This window comes from Bernardetia aquimarina, from assembly GCF_042180575.1.
In the GTDB taxonomy this organism is placed as follows: domain Bacteria; phylum Bacteroidota; class Bacteroidia; order Cytophagales; family Bernardetiaceae; genus Bernardetia.
Genome location: NZ_CP170094.1, coordinates 5,464,560 through 5,479,924, shown reverse-complemented (window position 1 = coordinate 5,479,924; position 15,365 = coordinate 5,464,560). Strand labels below are relative to the sequence as shown.

Genomic DNA, 15,365 nt, shown 5'->3' with positions numbered 1-15,365 from the left:
GCCTTTTTTTGTTTTATAAAGTCAGTTTTCGATATTTTGATTAGAACGCAACGATATTTATTCCATTATTTTTATATTTTAGACTGTTAATAGGTCTTAATTATTCTTCTCAATTTTAAATTCCACTTATGAAAAATATCTTTTCAACTGTTCTTTGCTGCATTTTTTTAGCAATAAATAGCATTTATGCTCAATCCTTCCGTACTACGTGGATAACCACAGACCAACAAATTATCATTCCTACAAATGATAGTTTGGAGTACAATTATTCTATTACTTGGAAAAACCTCACAAATAAAGGAGTAGGAGATGGTTCTGCCAAAAAAGTAAAAGGAAAGTACACTATCCAAAACTTAGAAGATAGTAGCGTTTATGAAGTAGCTATCAATGGACAGTTTCCTCATTTTTATATGAATAGTAATTATACAGAAAAATTCAAAATTCGAACGATTGAAGAATGGGGAGCTATAAAGTGGCAATCTATGAAAAATAGTTTTAGTGGTTGTACTAATATCACTTCTAAAGCTACTGATATTCCTAATTTAAAAGAAGTAACAGATATGTCTTTTATGTTCGCTGATTGCGAAAAATTTGATGGAAACTCTACTATGAATGAATGGAATATAAGTAATATAACAAACTTGAGTTATATGTTTTATAAAGCTATTTATTTTAATCAGCCTATTGGAAATTGGAATACTTCAAATGTAACTGATATAAGTCATATGTTTGAAGGATCTACTTCTTTTAATCAGTCTATTGAAAAGTGGAATACTTCAAATGTAATACTAATGAATAGTGTATTTTGGGGTAGTACTTCTTTCAATCAACCTATTGGAAACTGGAATACCCAAAATGTAACTGATATGAGTAAAATGTTTATGTATTCTCTGTCATTCAATCAACCTATTGGAAATTGGAATACTCAAAAAGTAGAAAATATGAATTATATGTTTTCCACTACTCTGTCATTCAATCAACCCATTGAAAAGTGGAATACTTCAAACGTAAAAACTATGTGTGGAATGTTTTCTTCTACTGTATTTAATCAAGCTCTTCAAAGATGGAATACTCAAAATGTAACAGATATGTCTGATATGTTCAAGCATGCTAGTTTGTTCAATCAACCCATTGAAAAGTGGAATACCGAAAATGTAACAAATATGAGTGGAATGTTTCAAAATACTACTTCATTTAATCAACCTATTGAAAAGTGGAACACTTCAAACGTAACAGATATGAGCGAACTGTTTTTCAATACTATTTCTTTTAATCAACCAATTGAAAATTGGAATACTCAAAATGTAACAAATATGAGTTATATGTTTGCTTATAATTCTTCTTTCAACCAACCAATTGAAAATTGGAATACTCAAAATGTAACAAATATGAGTAACATGTTTTATTCTAATACTCTATTCAATCAACCCATTAGCAAATGGAATACAGAAAACGTAACTAATATGAGTAAAATGTTTTGGCATGCTAAAGCATTTAATCAACCTATTGGAAAATGGAATATAGAAAATATAACTACTATGAGAGATATGTTTAGTGATTCAAATTTAAGTCTAGAAAATTATGATGCTACTCTGATAAGTTGGGTTAAAAATACAATTATACCTAGAAATATTAATATAAACTCAAATGGTCTGAAATACTGCAAATCAAAAGAAGCTCGCCAAAAACTTATTGATGAATATGGCTGGACAATAGAAGGCGATGAACTTAACTGTGAAGAGTAAAAGAAAGATTGCTATTCAACATTATTTTTAATTGCTTAAAAAAAAATATTACACTTATGAAAAATATCTTTTTTATTGTTTGTTGCTTTGCTTGTCTAATTACAAATAGCATTAATGCTCAATCTTTCCGTACTAAGTGGATAACCACAGATACAAAAATTACCATTCCCACAAATGATAGTTTGGAGTATAATTATGATATTAAGTGAACAAATCTTACTAACAAAGGAGTCGGAGATGGCTCTGAAACAAATATAAAAGGAAATTATTCTATTGAAAATTTAGAGAATAATAGTATTTATGAAATAGCCATAACAGGTAATTTTCCTCATTTTTATATGAATAGTATCTATAAGAAAAAAAGAGATGAATTTGAGTTTTTACATGATTGGATTGAGTATAATTCAAAAGAAAATTCTAAGTTACAAACACTTGAAGAATGGGGAGAAATAAAATGGAAATCTATGAAAAATGCTTTCGATGGATGTAAAAATTTAACTTATAATGCTACTGATATTCCTAACTTAACAGAAGTAAAAAACATGTCTTATATGTTTTTTTTATGTAAAAAATTTGATGGAAATACCACTATAAATAATTGGAATACTTCAAAGGTAACTGATATGTCTGGGGTGTTTCATACAGCTAGTTCATTCAATCAACCCATTGGAAAATGGAATACACAGAATGTAACTAATATGGGTATTATGTTTGATACAGCTAGTTCATTCAATCAACCCATTGAAAACTGGAATACACAAAAAGTAACAAATATGAGTAGTATGTTTAGTGCTGCAACTTCATTTAATCAACCCATTGGAAACTGGGATACACAAAATGTAACTAATATGAGTTTTATGTTTTATGAAGCAACTTCATTTAATCAACCCATTGGAAACTGGAATACACAAAATGTGACAGATATGACTTCTATATTTCTTAGAGCTAGTTCATTCATTCAATCAACCAATCAACAACTGGAACACACAAAATGTAACTGGTATGGGAGGAATGTTTCATACAGCAACTTCATTCAATCAACCTATCGGAAATTGGAATACTTCAAATGTAATTAGTATGAGTACTATGTTTTATAAAGCTGCTTCGTTCAATCAGCCTATTGGCAACTGGAATACTTCTAATGCGAATAAGGGGTTAAAATTCTGTTAGAATGATGAATGCAGCCGTTAATTTAGAAAAAATATGTAACCATAATCCTTTTTCTGACCTAATTTTAGCAGCATTTTGAATATTTGTTTTTTGATGTATCCAATTAAAAGCTGATTCAATAGGTTGTCTAATCTTTGCGACTGCTGTGTTAAGTTGTTTTTTGAAAGCAAAATCCATCTGTTTGAGTGTTTTAGGTGTATTTTTCTTGCCTTTTTCTGGTGTAAATAAACAAGAGTTTTTCTTATGCAATTCTTTTGATAATTTTTCATCACAATAGGCTTTATCTAGCACAAAAATAGTGTTTTCTTCCTTTTTAATAGCTTCTCTAACGGCTGTCAAATCGTGAACAGATGCAGGTGTTATTTTGATATAGACAGTCATTGGTAATGTGCCTTTTCTACGGTCTGCTAAAAGATGTAATTTAACGCCTTGATACCATACACTTTTACTTGCACAATACGATTTATCGCATATATGAGTAGCTACCTTGTTTTTTCTTTTACCAGAACAAGTTATGATAGGCATTGAATCTCCTAAAATAATACGCAATTCTTGCTGTGTGCTTGGAGGCAAACTATCAAAAATATGAATAATAAAATGCTCATAAGCTCCCGTTAAATTGTTCAGACGATTGCAAAAAGTTGGGTAGCTTGGCAAAGTAGGAAACCAAGCTAACCAATGATTTTTGATGTAGTCATAGACTTGTTTTTTTTCGTGTTTCTGTTCATAAATTTGAGCAAATAAATGCATTGTAATCAGTTCTTCATCAGTAATATTTCCTTTATTACCGTTGTTACTGAAACGTTGAATATTATATTGCAAAGTCGAGTTGTATAATTCACAGACTTTGTAGTAAAGCGAAATTAGTTTTAGTTCATGCATAAAATCTAAAACGGCTAAACTGCTTAGTCTGTTTTTTTAGTTTATAACTAATTGAAAATCAAGAAATTAAAAAAAACAAATCTATCTTTAATTTAACTCCTTATTCGCATTATAGGTTATTTTACAATAATTTTTGTCTAAAATCTTTCTTTCCTCATAAAAATACATCTCTTTTATATAAGGTATGGGTAGGACATATTCTTTTCTACCATAAGGGAGAGAAAATCCTATTGAATCTCTAGTAATATAAAACACATTGCGTGTAAATTTTTTATGAGTAGTTTTAAGCCTTGAACCAAAGTAAAATTCATGAGCTGCATAAGAAGCCATCATAAACATCATAAAACCAAAAGCATAAGGCATTATATCAAGAGGTCTCATTACTATTTGTAGAATCACTCCTATAACAAAGACACTAAAGAAGGTCAAGATAAATGGTAACTTATTAAAATAGCTCTGAAAAGGAGAGATAGTTGTGTATTTAGTAAACCAAGGACTATCTTTGACTAATGAAGGAATGCCTATGTTTTCTTGTGTGGTTGTGGGTTTATGATAGAATAAAATTTTACTTTCTACTTCCAAATGTAAAGTGTTATACATTGGAAAATCAACCAATGTTTCAGACTGCTCACAATGCTGTTTTCTCAAATACTCCCATGTATCACGTAAAAAAACAGATTTACAACTCGCACAAAAAACCACCTCATCGCCCTCCAAAATAAAATCGCCTGTAATGGGGTCTTTTCTATTTTGAGCTAGGAAATTTTGGTGTTCTTTAAAATTTGAGCTTATTTTGTGGATGTGCATTTTTTGAACAATATCTTTACTTGATAGAAATAGTTATTCTATTCTTTGTTGAATTTACAAAATCTATGGCACTTTTATAACGCTCATTACTATTTATCTTTAAATGAATGGGAATAGAAAACAGGGAACTAAACTTGTCTAAAGCATTTAAAAACTCTATATCTGTTCCTTGCTTGAAAAAATCATTTATATGAAATTTTATTTTTGCTCCGTCTATATCGTGTATTATACAATGACTTACTGAAAAAATAGTTTTAGCAAAATTAAATTCTAATGATTGAATATGATTAGCATTCAATGTAGATTCTTTCATACCATAACTACTACTAAATCCAATTCCTTTTGTAGAAAAAAAGAATACATTATTTTTAAAATTTTTGTGAATGCTTTCTAATTTTTTGCCATACTTTACATTATGCCAACCACTAGACATAAGTGCAATAAAAGAAAGTATCATTCCTCCATAAAAAGCGAATGAATTTGTTATATAAGCCATCACTCCTCCAATTACAAATAATGAAAGAGAAATTAAGTAAATAGGTGCGCCATTAAAAAAGTAATGATACTCTGAAAGTTCTCTTTTTGTGATTTTCCATTCAGGATAAAGGTTAGGAATATAACTTTGACCTTTATCATATGTATATAAATGGGTGTAAAAAAAAATATCCTCTTTACTCACTAAATCTAATATCACAGAACTCAAAGGAAAATCAATCAGAGTTTCACTCTGCTCACAATGCTGATTTCCCAAATACTCCCACGTATCACGTAAAAAAACAGATTTACAACTTGCACAAAAAACCACCTCATCGCCTTCTAAAATAGAATCTCCTGTAATAGGGTCTTTTCTATTTTGGGCTAGGAAACTTTGGTGTTCTTGTGAAGTGGGATTTATTTTGTGGATGTGCATTTAGATAACTTTGAATTACATTTTTTTCAAACAACGCTTCAAAGCATCTCTCCAATGAGGAATTTCGATATCAAAATTCTGTTTGATTTTAGATTTATCTAATACACTATACGAAGGACGCTCTGCTGGGGTTGGAAATTGTACTGAACGAATAGGCTGCAAATTGACTTTTTTGTCTTTTGTTTGTTTTGAAAATTCAAAAATAGATTGGGCAAAATCATACCAACTGGCGATACCTTCATTAGTATAATTATATGTTCCCCACAAATGAGGCTCAACAAACTTTTTACCTTCCATACTAAGGATAATTTGAAGAATTGTATCTGCCAAATCTCGTGCATAAGTTGGGCTTCCTATTTGGTCATAGACTACATTTAAAGGGTTTTTATCAGTCAGAGAAAGCATTGTTTTGATGAAATTTTTACCAAAAGAAGAATAAAGCCATGCTGTTCTCAAAATAATAGTGTGTGGATTATACAATAACGCATTTTTTTCTCCTTGCCACTTAGAAGTTCCATAAACTCCCTTTGGATTAGGTATATCATTTTCTGTATAAGGCGTGTTTTTTTTGCCATCAAAAACAAAATCTGTCGAAATATGAATCAAACGCACACCGTGTTTTTCACATGCTTTGGCAAGATTTGTTGTTCCTACCACATTGACTTCATAAGCTGCCAATTTATCATTTTCAGAGTTATCAACGGCTGTATAAGCTGCTGCATTGATACAATAATCAAAATGTTGAAGTTCGAATAATTCGTTTACTCGCTTTGAGTGTGTAATATCTAGCTTTTCAAAATCAGTAAAATGAAAATCAAAAGGGTAGGCTTTTTTTAAGGCTTGAAGTTCTTGTCCTAATTGTCCGTTTGCTCCTGTTACTAAAATCATAGGTTATATATTTTAAGTAGCAGATAGCTTCCAAGCTGTCTGATTTTTTTAAAAACAGCTTGGAAGCTGTTTGCTACATTTTTTTTTAATGTTTAAAATGTCTAGTTCCTGTCAAGACCATTGCCATTCCGTGCGTATCACACATATCAATAGAATCTTGGTCTTTTATCGAACCTCCCGGTTGAATAACTGCGCTAATTCCTTCCTGCGCTGCAATTTCCACACAATCTGGGAAAGGAAAAAAGGCATCAGAAGCCATAACAGCTCCTTTCAAATCAAAACCAAAAACTTTAGCTTTTGCAATCGCTTGTTTGAGTGCATCAACACGAGAAGTCTGTCCGACACCACTCGCCAAAAGTTGTCCTTCATTAGCCAAAATAATTGTATTTGACTTTGTGTGTTTTACCAGTTTATTTGCAAAAAGTAACGCTTCAACCTGCTCATTTGTTGGCTCTTTTTTGGTTACTGTTTTGAGGTCTTTTTTAGTTTCTTGCTTTTTGTCAGCATCTTGAGAAATTACACCATTCAAAAGCGTTTTGTAATGAACATGTGGAAAATCTACTTCGTTGCGCTTCAAAAGAATTCGGTTTTTCTTTTTAGAAAGAATATCATAAGCAGCATCTGAAAAGCTAGGAGCAATCAAAACTTCAAAAAATAAGTCATTCATTTCTTGAGCAGCTTCTGCATCAACTTCACTATTTGTAATCAAAACACCTCCAAAAGCAGAAAGTGTATCAGCAGCAAAGGCTTTTTTGTAGGCTTCGGCTACCGTTTTGGCAGTTGCCATTCCACAAGCATTTGTATGTTTGAGAATTGCGAAAGCAGGAGTTTCATTTTTACTATCTTCAAAATCATCAATCAAAGCAACAGCAGCATCAACATCTACAAGGTTGTTGTAAGATAATTCTTTACCATTAATTTGTTTGAAAAGTGCTTCTAAATCTCCATAAAAATAGCCTCTCTGATGTGGGTTTTCTCCATATCTCAAGGCTCTTCCTTCTTTAATACTTTGTTTGAAAACTAAATTCAAATCATCTCCTTGGGTAGTAACTTGATTGAGATGATTAAAAATGGCAGTATCATAATGCGAACTTGTATTAAATGCTTTTGTCGCAAATTTACGTCTTGTCTCTAGGTTGGTACTTCCGTTTTGTTCTCTCAAAATCTGGTTGAGAAGTGGATAATCTTTTTTATCAGAAATAATAACTACATCATTGTAATTTTTGGCTGCTGCACGAATAAGGGCAATTCCTCCAATATCGATTTTTTCTATAATTTCATCTTCACTTGCTCCTGATTTGACAGTTTCCTCAAAAGGATATAAATCTACAATTACTAAGTCAATTTCTGGAATTTCGTAATTTTGGGCTTCTTCTTTATCACTTTCAAGATTGCGACGGTGCAAAATTCCTCCAAAAACTTTTGGGTGAAGTGTTTTTACTCGTCCTCCAAAAATGGAAGGATAAGAAGTGAGGTCTTCAACACGAACAACAGAAATGCCTTGTTCTTCGATAAATTTTTGAGTTCCTCCTGTGGAATAAATCGTAACTCCCTGACTAGCTAGAGTTTGTAAAAGAGGTTCTAAGCCGTCTTTATAAAATACTGAAATAAGCGCAGATTTAATTTTCTTTTGCATAAGAAGTATGAAGTTTTGCTGAGTATTTTTTATCTCATTTGGATATTCTGTTTTGAATATCTTTCGTACAATATTTCTACAAAACTACATATAAATCTTAAAATTGAAAGAGAATTTTGAAGGATAAAAATTAAATTACCTAATATACTGTTAAAGGCAAGCCTTTTAACCTACTCTTGAAAAATAGGCTCTATTTATTCCTCGCCAAAATACTCTACATAATTCTTTTCAGTTTCGAAAAGTGTCAATGAATGCAAAACTGCATTTTTATCAGACATATCTATAATCTTAGGTGCAAGAATTTTCCAAAACTCCATAATCACAATTTCACAAGAAGGAATTTTGCCTTTCAAAAAATCTACTTCGATATTTAGATTTTTGTGATCGACTTTATCAATAATTTCAGTTCTTATTAGTTTGCCTAATTTCTTCAAATCCAAAACACATCCTGTATCTGGATTAATTTTGCCTTTTACTTTTACAATTAATTCAAAATTATGTCCATGAAAATACTGATTCGAACAAATTCCGAATTCTTCTTCGTTACGCTCATCGCTCCAAGCAGGATTAAATAATCGGTGTGAAGCACAAAAATGCTCTTTTCGGCACAAATAAACCATCTTTTTTATTATTTTACTTCTCTCTTAGTTGTCTATTTTATTTGAAACCACAAAATTACGCTTATTCTATCAAAATTGATAATTTTATTTGACAGTAAAACTTCTTTATGTAGGTTTATTTCTCCTTTGGCTTGATAAATTTATAGATTTGGTAGTTTGAATATTCTAGTTTTTTTATGCTTTTCTTAAAAAATAGGGTTCTTATTTTAGTTACATTGATTATTTTTTCTTGCACTCAAAACGCTATAATTTCGTATCTTTATAAAAAGAGGAAATCCATAAATCTAGAATCTATAAAAATGGGGCAACCAGAAGAAGAACTAACAGAACAAAAGCTAACTTTTGAGGAATATATAAAAATAGAACAAGAAAATAATCAAAAATATGAATATTACGATGGTTTTATTGTTGCTATGTCTGGAGGAACACTAAGAAGGCATTTACAAATAAATCTTAATTATTTTTAATAAGTATTAAAGCAAATGCAATATAGTGAAAACTCTTCCAGTTTTGTACAGTTTTTTCGTAGCGTACTAAAAGTGTTTTAAATCCGTCTAACCAAGCATTAGTACGTTCTACAACAAAGCGATCTTGATACAACTTATCGTCCATAATGTACTCACTAACAGACAGTTTGCTACCTCTAGGATTATGTTTAACATTGGGAATAACTTCATAGTCTTCACATATTTGACGGAAACCTTTACAATCAAATCCTGCATCAGCATTTAAGAAAAGTGCATTCGTCTCAATTTTAGAACGCTCTAAATCAGCAAACATCTCTCTCATATTTTTTTCAATTTTATAGCTGTCATGGTGGTTTCCTTCCATAATTTGACTCATAGCCACAGGGATTCCTTTGCTATCTGTAAAAAAAAGTGCATTACTTGTTTTAGCTTTTTTACGTTTTTGATATCCTACTTTTTCACCTCCGTTATGGACACGAGTATGGCTACCATCTACTTGCATACTAGAAAGGGCTAGTTTGGATTTATTTTTAGTTAATAGAGCTGTCCAAAGTTTTTTCCAAGCTCCTATTTTTGACCATTTATTGAAGTGGTTAAATACTGCACTAGGAGAAATATCAATGTTAAAAAACTGTTGTACAGGAAGTTCTGACCACTGAGTGCCTGTTTTTAATTTATGGATAATAGCTTTTACGTAACGCCAAAGTTCTGCTTTCAGTTTCCGACCTCGCTTAGGTACAGGAAGATAAACTACTAAGTTTGTTTCGATAAATTCTTTGGTTAGATTGGTGATTGTCATAGTCGTAGTTGTTGATAGTAAATGAAAAATAGATAATTTTATTTATAACAACACTACGGCTTTTTAATAACTATTTAGATTTGTTCACACTTATTTGTAAATGCCTTCTAAACCATGCTAGAATTGCTAAAAATATAACTTCAAAAATAGATGCAATTCTTGAAAAAGGAGGCGATAAATGCGAGATTTTTGGTAGTGATGCAAAACTAGCTATTGAAGTAAAAAACAATTATGTATATCCTGATGCTATGATAGTTTGTGGGGACGTAGAAGACTCTAAACATCAAAATCATGCGCTTACCAATCCAAAAATTATTATAGAAGTTTTATCAAAATCAACGAAAGGGTATGATAAAGATGGAAAATTTCTTTTGTATATGCTTGTTCCTAGTTTAGAATATTATGTTTTGATAGAACAAGAAGAACCAAAAATCCATATTTATCATAAAATGAAAACAGAATCAACTCAAAATGAAAAAGATGCTACAAAATCATTATGGCAAATTGAAACGCTAACAGGAATAGACAAAATGCTATCTTTTCCTACTTTAGATATATACGTTCCATTTACTGATATTTATAGAAAAGTAGCATTTGAAAATTTGTAATACAGTCATTGGCAAAGTTAGAAAAATTAAAATGGTGGTTTTTGTTTGAGGTTTGTTTTGGGGAATTTAAAAAAATAAGTGATATTACATTTACGATAAAAACAGAAAATTACTGTGTATGTTAGACTTTATTACGATAATTTTTGATAGGTTATTCTTGTCTTTACCCTTAAATTATGAATACCACACGCAATTTCCATGACTTGGTCTCTTACCTCTTCTCCCCACAATCGGATTTCATCTAAGACAATTCTAAGTCTTTTTACTCCTGCTATGCTGTGTTCTGCACGTACTCTACGACTAGACTTTTTACTATTTTCAGCCTTGTCCTGCTCCGATAATTCTTTTCCTCTAGGCTTTTTTTTGGGTTGCTCAATAAGGACACCTTTAGGTCTATGACCTTGATAACCAGTATCTTGATGAAGAATAGTTCCCTCAGGAAAGGTAATATCATCTTCTTCTAATAAACGTTTATCGTGTACTTTTCCTGTTTCTGTATCTCCTAAAAAAACTACCTCTTGATGTTTATCTGTAACTAAAGTATTTTTTATAGTGTGCTTTTTTTTTTCCACTATATACTTCTTTTTGAGCTTTGTAATCGGAGGGACGAGGAATTTCACGTTCGCTTCCATCTACCCATAACTCTAAGGCTTTACCTGCTTCTTCAACACGATCTGCAAGTTTTATTGTCCATTCCGATTCATTTCTTGCAGGCAATACATTAATTTTTCTTAAACTTTCTTTTAAAATGGGAAGAAGGCTGTTAATCCATTGATTAACTTTTCCTTGAGAAACATCAAAAGTAAGAGCTAAAGATTCCTGTAAAGGGTTGTTTTTCAAGTAGTAAAGGATAAAAAAAAGTTTCATTTCACTACCTTTTAGTTGTATTTTTGCGTGTTCTCGGAAGGTGGGCTTATTTCTAGCCTTTCCTTTGAGGTCATAATACATATAATGTTTTTCCCAAAGTGGAGAAAAAGTAGCTAATAACTCATCAAACTCTTTGATAGTCAAGCTAGTAAGAGCCATAAAAGGCTTTTCTTTTTTACGTAAGTTAGGTAAATCAATCATAAAGTAAGGATAAAATGACCACTAATATAATAAAATTTACGTTTTAAAGTCTAATAGTTACTGAGCTATGAGACAATAAACGCCCAACAACATCTTTACTTACTTTTACAACATTTATCATATAGTTAGCAAATGTTTTTCTACCTACTTTTGTAGTTAGATTTTTATTAATATGACAAGCTACTGCTATTTCTTTTAGATATAAGTTATAATTTCCATTTGATAGGACAGGTAATTTATAATTATATTTTTCTAAAATATATTTCACTTTGGGGAGTACAGGAATACCAATATAAGCCATTGTCTTATCTCTATCAAAACTAATCCATTCTTTACCATTTTGAGTAAATAAATGCTTCTTTGAGTCAAAAATTTTCATTTGATTATAGTGAAAACCTGTATAACACTGAAACAAAAATAAATCTTTGATGCGTTCTAGGCGTTCAATATCAAAAGTTTTATTTTCTATTCGCTCCAACTCATCTGTAAATAAGAAAACATTGTTTTTTTTGACTTTACGTGCTTTGATACTCAACTTTAGTAGTGGATTCTTATCAATTACCTCATTATCATATGCTTCTTCAAGTACAGTTTTTATTAACCTTACTTTCCGACCTGCAATCTCTTCTGAATTTGGCTTATCTTTTAAAAAGTTAAAATAATCTTTTGCTAGAACTTTTGTAAATTCAGTAGCAGGTAAATGAGTAATCTTGAATTGATTACAAAAGTTTTCAAAGTCAGTACGGTATCTTTTATAACCAGATTTTGTGTTACTAGACAGTTTTCTTTTGAGTTGTTCTTCTACATATTGATGAACTAAAAATACAATAGTTAGAGGAGGTTTTTCCTGCTCTAAATATATATTTGTAATAGTTGTAGCACAACAAGGCTTTTTGAGTGTACGTAATCTCAAATAAATTTCTTCTAACTCAGATTTTATAAGAAGTAAAGTATCTGTTTTGACTTTTGCGTTTTCTTCTTTATTGAGTATAGTAAAGTTGTACCCTCTTTTATTTTTCCAGTTTTCCTTTTTGTTTATAATGACACCTGTAGAGAAGGGAACACCTTTGTCATCAGCACCAAAAGAAACACGGCACGACACAGAATATCTTTCTGTTCGTAATTTGCGAATTAAAAAGCCAACATTCATAAAACGTTTTTTTTGCATACAATAGGTTACTTTGAAGTTAAAAAGATGCAAAAGTAATCTATTTTATAATGCGTGTTACCTAAAAAAAAATAGGTTTCCCAGCGATACACTCAAATTAGAAAAAAGAGTAAGATAACTGAAAAACCTATTTAAAGATTTAAAAAAAACCATATTTTGAATGATTCACTCGTGAAAAGTTCCGTTTGAACTCTTACAAAGTGGAGCTGGTGGGATTCGAACCCACGTCCAGATACGGCGTTCGTCGTGGTTTCTACATGTTTAGTTATCCTATTGATTGTCGGGAAAGAACTAGGCAATAACGTCCAAGGTTTTTCCTTATCAACTAAATTTTCGTCGCAGATGCCATTGAACTCATCATTGCTTCACTCTTACGGGGGTTGATGTCTATGTGTTTGCGTGGCAAACGGATGTTAGTGTCGGAAGAGTAAAGACACTAAGCAAAGACAATGGTTACTTAACTCCTAGAGTTAGGCAGCCATGGCGTAATTAGATTCGCCGATTGTTGTTTTGAGAAATCGATATAAGGCTAGTTTTCTCATTAGCCTACATGCTTATACACGCAAAGACTCGTCCTGTCGAAACCAGTCAGCCCCATGTGTTTTGTTTACAAATCAATTTTCGCTTTTGAAAATCAATCGGGTTGCAAATATACAATTACAACTAGAAAGAACAAAGAAAAGTTCAAAATAAAGTCAGAAGTGATATTTTAGAAGGTAGAGGTAATACAAAAATATATTACCTCCATCGTTTGCAATTTTTGGTGTTTTAACTACCCCATACACTAATCATTCTTATCAATCATACTTTTATAGAGTTTATCTTCAATATCTTTGAGTTCGTTTCGGACTTTTCCAATGACTGTTAGAAGTTGTTTTCTTTCCTTCACTTTTTCATCCCACTCTGGCATATCCAAAAAATCTTTTAGTTTTTCCTCATTAAAAAACATAGCGCACAGGTGTAAAAAAGACATTTTATTCTGAATCTTTGGATGAGCAATTACTTCTTGTGTAGAATTTCTCAATACATCATTTACTCGCATTCCCAAAAATTCAAATTCATAGTCTAATTTTTTGTCTATTTTTTTAGCCAATTTTTCACGTTTTTTCTCTAGTTTTTTTTGCTTGTTTTTTTTCATCGTATTTTTGGTTTCGAATGTGGAATAAAAAATAACAAATTAATACTGAACAATTAGGTTTTCTTTAAACTCTATTATTGCTTAATAAGTTCGTTTTTATAGTATCAAAAAATAAATAATTCCATTTTAGTTATGTATTTTTTATAAATTTGACTGCAAAAGTACTCAATTATCAGTCAAAAACTATGCTTTCTCTCAATCAATCTCCTTCTAAACTCAAATGGATTGTTATTCTATTTGCTTCTTTTATTGGTTTGGCTTCACTTTACTATACCAACGAATTGGTAGATAGTTTGGCAGAGCGTGAACAAGAACAAATTGATTTGGTAGCAAAAGCACAAGAACTAGCAGTACAAGTAGAAGATAGTTTAATGCTTAATTTTTTGGTTACAAATATCTTGCAGGGAAATCAATCTATTCCCATGATTATAGCTGATGCAGAAGGTAATCCTAGTGAATCTAGAAATGTTGAATTTAAGAAAAATGCTACACAAGAAGAAAAAGAAAAAGTCTTAAAAGAACGTTTGGTTTCGATGAAAGAATCACATCCAGCCATCGAAGTAAAAGTTTCAGAAGAGTGGAAATATTATATTTATTATGAAAACTCTACACTTCTAACACAACTCAAATACTTTCCGTATGCCCAACTTTCACTTATTACTGCTTTTTTGATTTTTGCTTATTTCTTATTTAGTTCTTCTAGGCGAGCCGAACAAAATAGAGTTTGGGTGGGTCTTGCCAAAGAAACAGCACATCAACTCGGCACACCTCTTTCTGCACTTATGGCGTGGGTAGAATATTTTAGAGCAGACCAAAGTGTTGAAGAAGATATTTTGCAAGAAATAGAAAAGGATATTGCAAGACTTACTATGATAACAGGTCGTTTTTCAAGTATTGGTTCTATACCTGATTTGAGTTCTGAAAATGTATTGGAAGTGGTAGAAGGCGTAACAGAATACCTTAAAAAACGAATTTCTACCAAAGTAAAACTCACTATTAGAGCCAACAAAAATGCAAAATTATATGCAAAAATAAACAAACCTCTTTTTGAATGGGTAATTGAAAATATTTGTAAAAATGCTGTTGATGCAATGACAGAAACAGGAGGGAAAGGAAGTATTACTTTGTTTTTTTCTTCAGATAGAAGTCAGAAACAACTCATTTTAGACATAACAGATACTGGAAAAGGAATTCCACAAAGTCAGATTAAAACCGTTTTTCGCCCTGGATTTACTACAAAAAAACGAGGTTGGGGACTAGGGCTTACTCTAGCAAGAAGAATTGTAGAACAATATCATAACGGAAAAATTAGTGTCTTGAAATCAGAAGTAGGCAAAGGAACTACCTTTAGAATTATATTATCAACAAGTGAGTGATTTAAGTTATTTTTGGTTCTCTGACAATTTTTGTTTTTTTTTATTACAAAAATTATCAGAGAGCCTTTTTTTATTTAAAATTT

The 15,365-nt window shown here is 31.1% G+C and carries 18 protein-coding genes and 1 other RNA gene; 7 read left to right on the top strand and 12 right to left on the bottom strand.

What is annotated here, in order from left to right:
• Positions 1–128: 128 nt before the first annotated feature.
• From ACE193_RS23540 to ACE193_RS23525, 4 genes are all read left to right on the top strand, one after another.
• On the top strand, positions 129–1,745 hold the full coding sequence (locus ACE193_RS23540; protein WP_375560631.1) for a BspA family leucine-rich repeat surface protein: 1,617 nt from the start codon (positions 129–131) through the stop codon (positions 1,743–1,745).
• 56 nt (positions 1,746–1,801) lie between these two features.
• Positions 1,802–1,954 (top strand): hypothetical protein, encoded by a 153-nt coding sequence (locus ACE193_RS23535; protein WP_375560630.1) that lies wholly within the window; start codon positions 1,802–1,804, stop codon positions 1,952–1,954.
• Positions 1,955–2,083: 129 nt separating this feature from the next.
• A complete protein-coding gene (locus tag ACE193_RS23530) occupies positions 2,084–2,821 on the top strand; it encodes a BspA family leucine-rich repeat surface protein (protein ID WP_375560629.1) in 738 nt (245 codons plus the stop codon).
• Entirely contained in the window at positions 2,748–2,915 is a 168-nt protein-coding gene (locus tag ACE193_RS23525; protein WP_375560628.1) for a BspA family leucine-rich repeat surface protein, read from the top strand. The genes ACE193_RS23530 and ACE193_RS23525 overlap by 74 nt, the downstream gene beginning before the upstream one ends.
• On the opposite strand, the gene ACE193_RS23520 is transcribed toward ACE193_RS23525, so the two are convergent.
• From ACE193_RS23520 to ACE193_RS23495, 6 genes are all read right to left on the bottom strand, one after another.
• Entirely contained in the window at positions 2,901–3,737 is an 837-nt protein-coding gene (locus tag ACE193_RS23520) for a transposase (protein ID WP_375560627.1), read from the bottom strand. The two genes, ACE193_RS23525 and ACE193_RS23520, sit on opposite strands and share 15 nt — an antisense overlap.
• Before the next feature lie 147 nt (positions 3,738–3,884).
• Positions 3,885–4,604, bottom strand: a complete 720-nt coding sequence (locus tag ACE193_RS23515) for a hypothetical protein (protein ID WP_375560626.1) — start codon at positions 4,602–4,604, stop codon at positions 3,885–3,887.
• Between the two features lie 16 nt (positions 4,605–4,620).
• Positions 4,621–5,514, bottom strand: a complete 894-nt coding sequence (locus tag ACE193_RS23510; protein WP_375560625.1) for a hypothetical protein — start codon at positions 5,512–5,514, stop codon at positions 4,621–4,623.
• Positions 5,515–5,529: 15 nt separating this feature from the next.
• Entirely contained in the window at positions 5,530–6,402 is an 873-nt protein-coding gene (rfbD, locus tag ACE193_RS23505; protein ID WP_375560624.1) for a dTDP-4-dehydrorhamnose reductase, read from the bottom strand.
• Between the two features lie 85 nt (positions 6,403–6,487).
• Positions 6,488–8,038: a bifunctional phosphoribosylaminoimidazolecarboxamide formyltransferase/IMP cyclohydrolase gene (purH, locus tag ACE193_RS23500; protein WP_375560623.1), complete on the bottom strand. Its 1,551-nt coding sequence runs from the start codon at positions 8,036–8,038 to the stop codon at positions 6,488–6,490.
• 194 nt (positions 8,039–8,232) lie between these two features.
• On the bottom strand, positions 8,233–8,658 hold the full coding sequence (locus tag ACE193_RS23495) for a 6-pyruvoyl tetrahydropterin synthase family protein (RefSeq protein ID WP_375560622.1): 426 nt from the start codon (positions 8,656–8,658) through the stop codon (positions 8,233–8,235).
• Between the two features lie 299 nt (positions 8,659–8,957).
• Here ACE193_RS23495 and ACE193_RS23490 point away from each other — a divergent pair, with 299 nt between their 5' ends.
• On the top strand, positions 8,958–9,125 hold the full coding sequence (locus ACE193_RS23490; protein WP_375560621.1) for a hypothetical protein: 168 nt from the start codon (positions 8,958–8,960) through the stop codon (positions 9,123–9,125).
• On the opposite strand, the gene ACE193_RS23485 is transcribed toward ACE193_RS23490, so the two are convergent.
• On the bottom strand, positions 9,112–9,924 hold the full coding sequence (locus ACE193_RS23485; protein ID WP_375560620.1) for an IS5 family transposase: 813 nt from the start codon (positions 9,922–9,924) through the stop codon (positions 9,112–9,114). The genes ACE193_RS23490 and ACE193_RS23485 overlap by 14 nt on opposite strands.
• Before the next feature lie 80 nt (positions 9,925–10,004).
• Here ACE193_RS23485 and ACE193_RS23480 point away from each other — a divergent pair, with 80 nt between their 5' ends.
• Positions 10,005–10,532 carry a Uma2 family endonuclease gene (locus tag ACE193_RS23480; protein WP_375560619.1) on the top strand — a complete coding sequence of 176 codons (528 nt, stop codon included), beginning with the start codon at positions 10,005–10,007 and terminating at the stop codon, positions 10,530–10,532.
• Between the two features lie 131 nt (positions 10,533–10,663).
• On the opposite strand, the gene ACE193_RS23475 is transcribed toward ACE193_RS23480, so the two are convergent.
• From ACE193_RS23475 to ACE193_RS23455, 5 genes are all read right to left on the bottom strand, one after another.
• Positions 10,664–11,104, bottom strand: a complete 441-nt coding sequence (locus ACE193_RS23475; protein ID WP_375558619.1) for a transposase family protein — start codon at positions 11,102–11,104, stop codon at positions 10,664–10,666.
• The gene (locus ACE193_RS23470; protein ID WP_375558620.1) at positions 11,058–11,600 is read right to left on the bottom strand and encodes a transposase family protein; all 543 of its coding nucleotides are present in this window, start codon (positions 11,598–11,600) and stop codon (positions 11,058–11,060) included. The genes ACE193_RS23475 and ACE193_RS23470 overlap by 47 nt, the downstream gene beginning before the upstream one ends.
• Before the next feature lie 43 nt (positions 11,601–11,643).
• On the bottom strand, positions 11,644–12,768 hold the full coding sequence (locus tag ACE193_RS23465; RefSeq protein WP_375560618.1) for a phage integrase SAM-like domain-containing protein: 1,125 nt from the start codon (positions 12,766–12,768) through the stop codon (positions 11,644–11,646).
• A 198-nt stretch (positions 12,769–12,966) separates the two neighbouring features.
• Positions 12,967–13,364: a transfer-messenger RNA gene (ssrA, locus tag ACE193_RS23460) on the bottom strand.
• A gap of 188 nt (positions 13,365–13,552) precedes the next feature.
• On the bottom strand, positions 13,553–13,906 hold the full coding sequence (locus tag ACE193_RS23455; protein ID WP_375560617.1) for a hypothetical protein: 354 nt from the start codon (positions 13,904–13,906) through the stop codon (positions 13,553–13,555).
• Positions 13,907–14,091: 185 nt separating this feature from the next.
• On the opposite strand from ACE193_RS23455, the gene ACE193_RS23450 reads away from it, so the two are divergent.
• Complete coding sequence (locus ACE193_RS23450; RefSeq protein ID WP_375560616.1) at positions 14,092–15,282, top strand: sensor histidine kinase; 1,191 nt, start codon at positions 14,092–14,094, stop codon at positions 15,280–15,282.
• The last annotated feature ends 83 nt before the right edge of the window (positions 15,283–15,365 follow it).

What these genes read in the sequence shown, in the direction of transcription:
- ACE193_RS23530 (WP_375560629.1), top strand. Translation starts at nt 2,084, where the DNA reads ATGAATAGTATCTATAAGAAAAAAAGAGATGAATTTGAGTTTTTACAT.
- ACE193_RS23485 (WP_375560620.1), bottom strand. Translation starts at nt 9,924, where the DNA reads ATGACAATCACCAATCTAACCAAAGAATTTATCGAAACAAACTTAGTA.
- ACE193_RS23510 (WP_375560625.1), bottom strand. Translation starts at nt 5,514, where the DNA reads ATGCACATCCACAAAATAAATCCCACTTCACAAGAACACCAAAGTTTC.
- ACE193_RS23515 (WP_375560626.1), bottom strand. Translation starts at nt 4,604, where the DNA reads ATGCACATCCACAAAATAAGCTCAAATTTTAAAGAACACCAAAATTTC.
- ACE193_RS23540 (WP_375560631.1), top strand. Translation starts at nt 129, where the DNA reads ATGAAAAATATCTTTTCAACTGTTCTTTGCTGCATTTTTTTAGCAATA.
- ACE193_RS23535 (WP_375560630.1), top strand. Translation starts at nt 1,802, where the DNA reads ATGAAAAATATCTTTTTTATTGTTTGTTGCTTTGCTTGTCTAATTACA.
- purH (WP_375560623.1), bottom strand. Translation starts at nt 8,038, where the DNA reads ATGCAAAAGAAAATTAAATCTGCGCTTATTTCAGTATTTTATAAAGAC.
- rfbD (WP_375560624.1), bottom strand. Translation starts at nt 6,402, where the DNA reads ATGATTTTAGTAACAGGAGCAAACGGACAATTAGGACAAGAACTTCAA.
- ACE193_RS23495 (WP_375560622.1), bottom strand. Translation starts at nt 8,658, where the DNA reads ATGGTTTATTTGTGCCGAAAAGAGCATTTTTGTGCTTCACACCGATTA.
- ACE193_RS23465 (WP_375560618.1), bottom strand. Translation starts at nt 12,768, where the DNA reads ATGCAAAAAAAACGTTTTATGAATGTTGGCTTTTTAATTCGCAAATTA.
- ACE193_RS23470 (WP_375558620.1), bottom strand. Translation starts at nt 11,600, where the DNA reads ATGATTGATTTACCTAACTTACGTAAAAAAGAAAAGCCTTTTATGGCT.
- ACE193_RS23455 (WP_375560617.1), bottom strand. Translation starts at nt 13,906, where the DNA reads ATGAAAAAAAACAAGCAAAAAAAACTAGAGAAAAAACGTGAAAAATTG.
- ACE193_RS23490 (WP_375560621.1), top strand. Translation starts at nt 8,958, where the DNA reads ATGGGGCAACCAGAAGAAGAACTAACAGAACAAAAGCTAACTTTTGAG.
- ACE193_RS23450 (WP_375560616.1), top strand. Translation starts at nt 14,092, where the DNA reads ATGCTTTCTCTCAATCAATCTCCTTCTAAACTCAAATGGATTGTTATT.
- ACE193_RS23525 (WP_375560628.1), top strand. Translation starts at nt 2,748, where the DNA reads ATGGGAGGAATGTTTCATACAGCAACTTCATTCAATCAACCTATCGGA.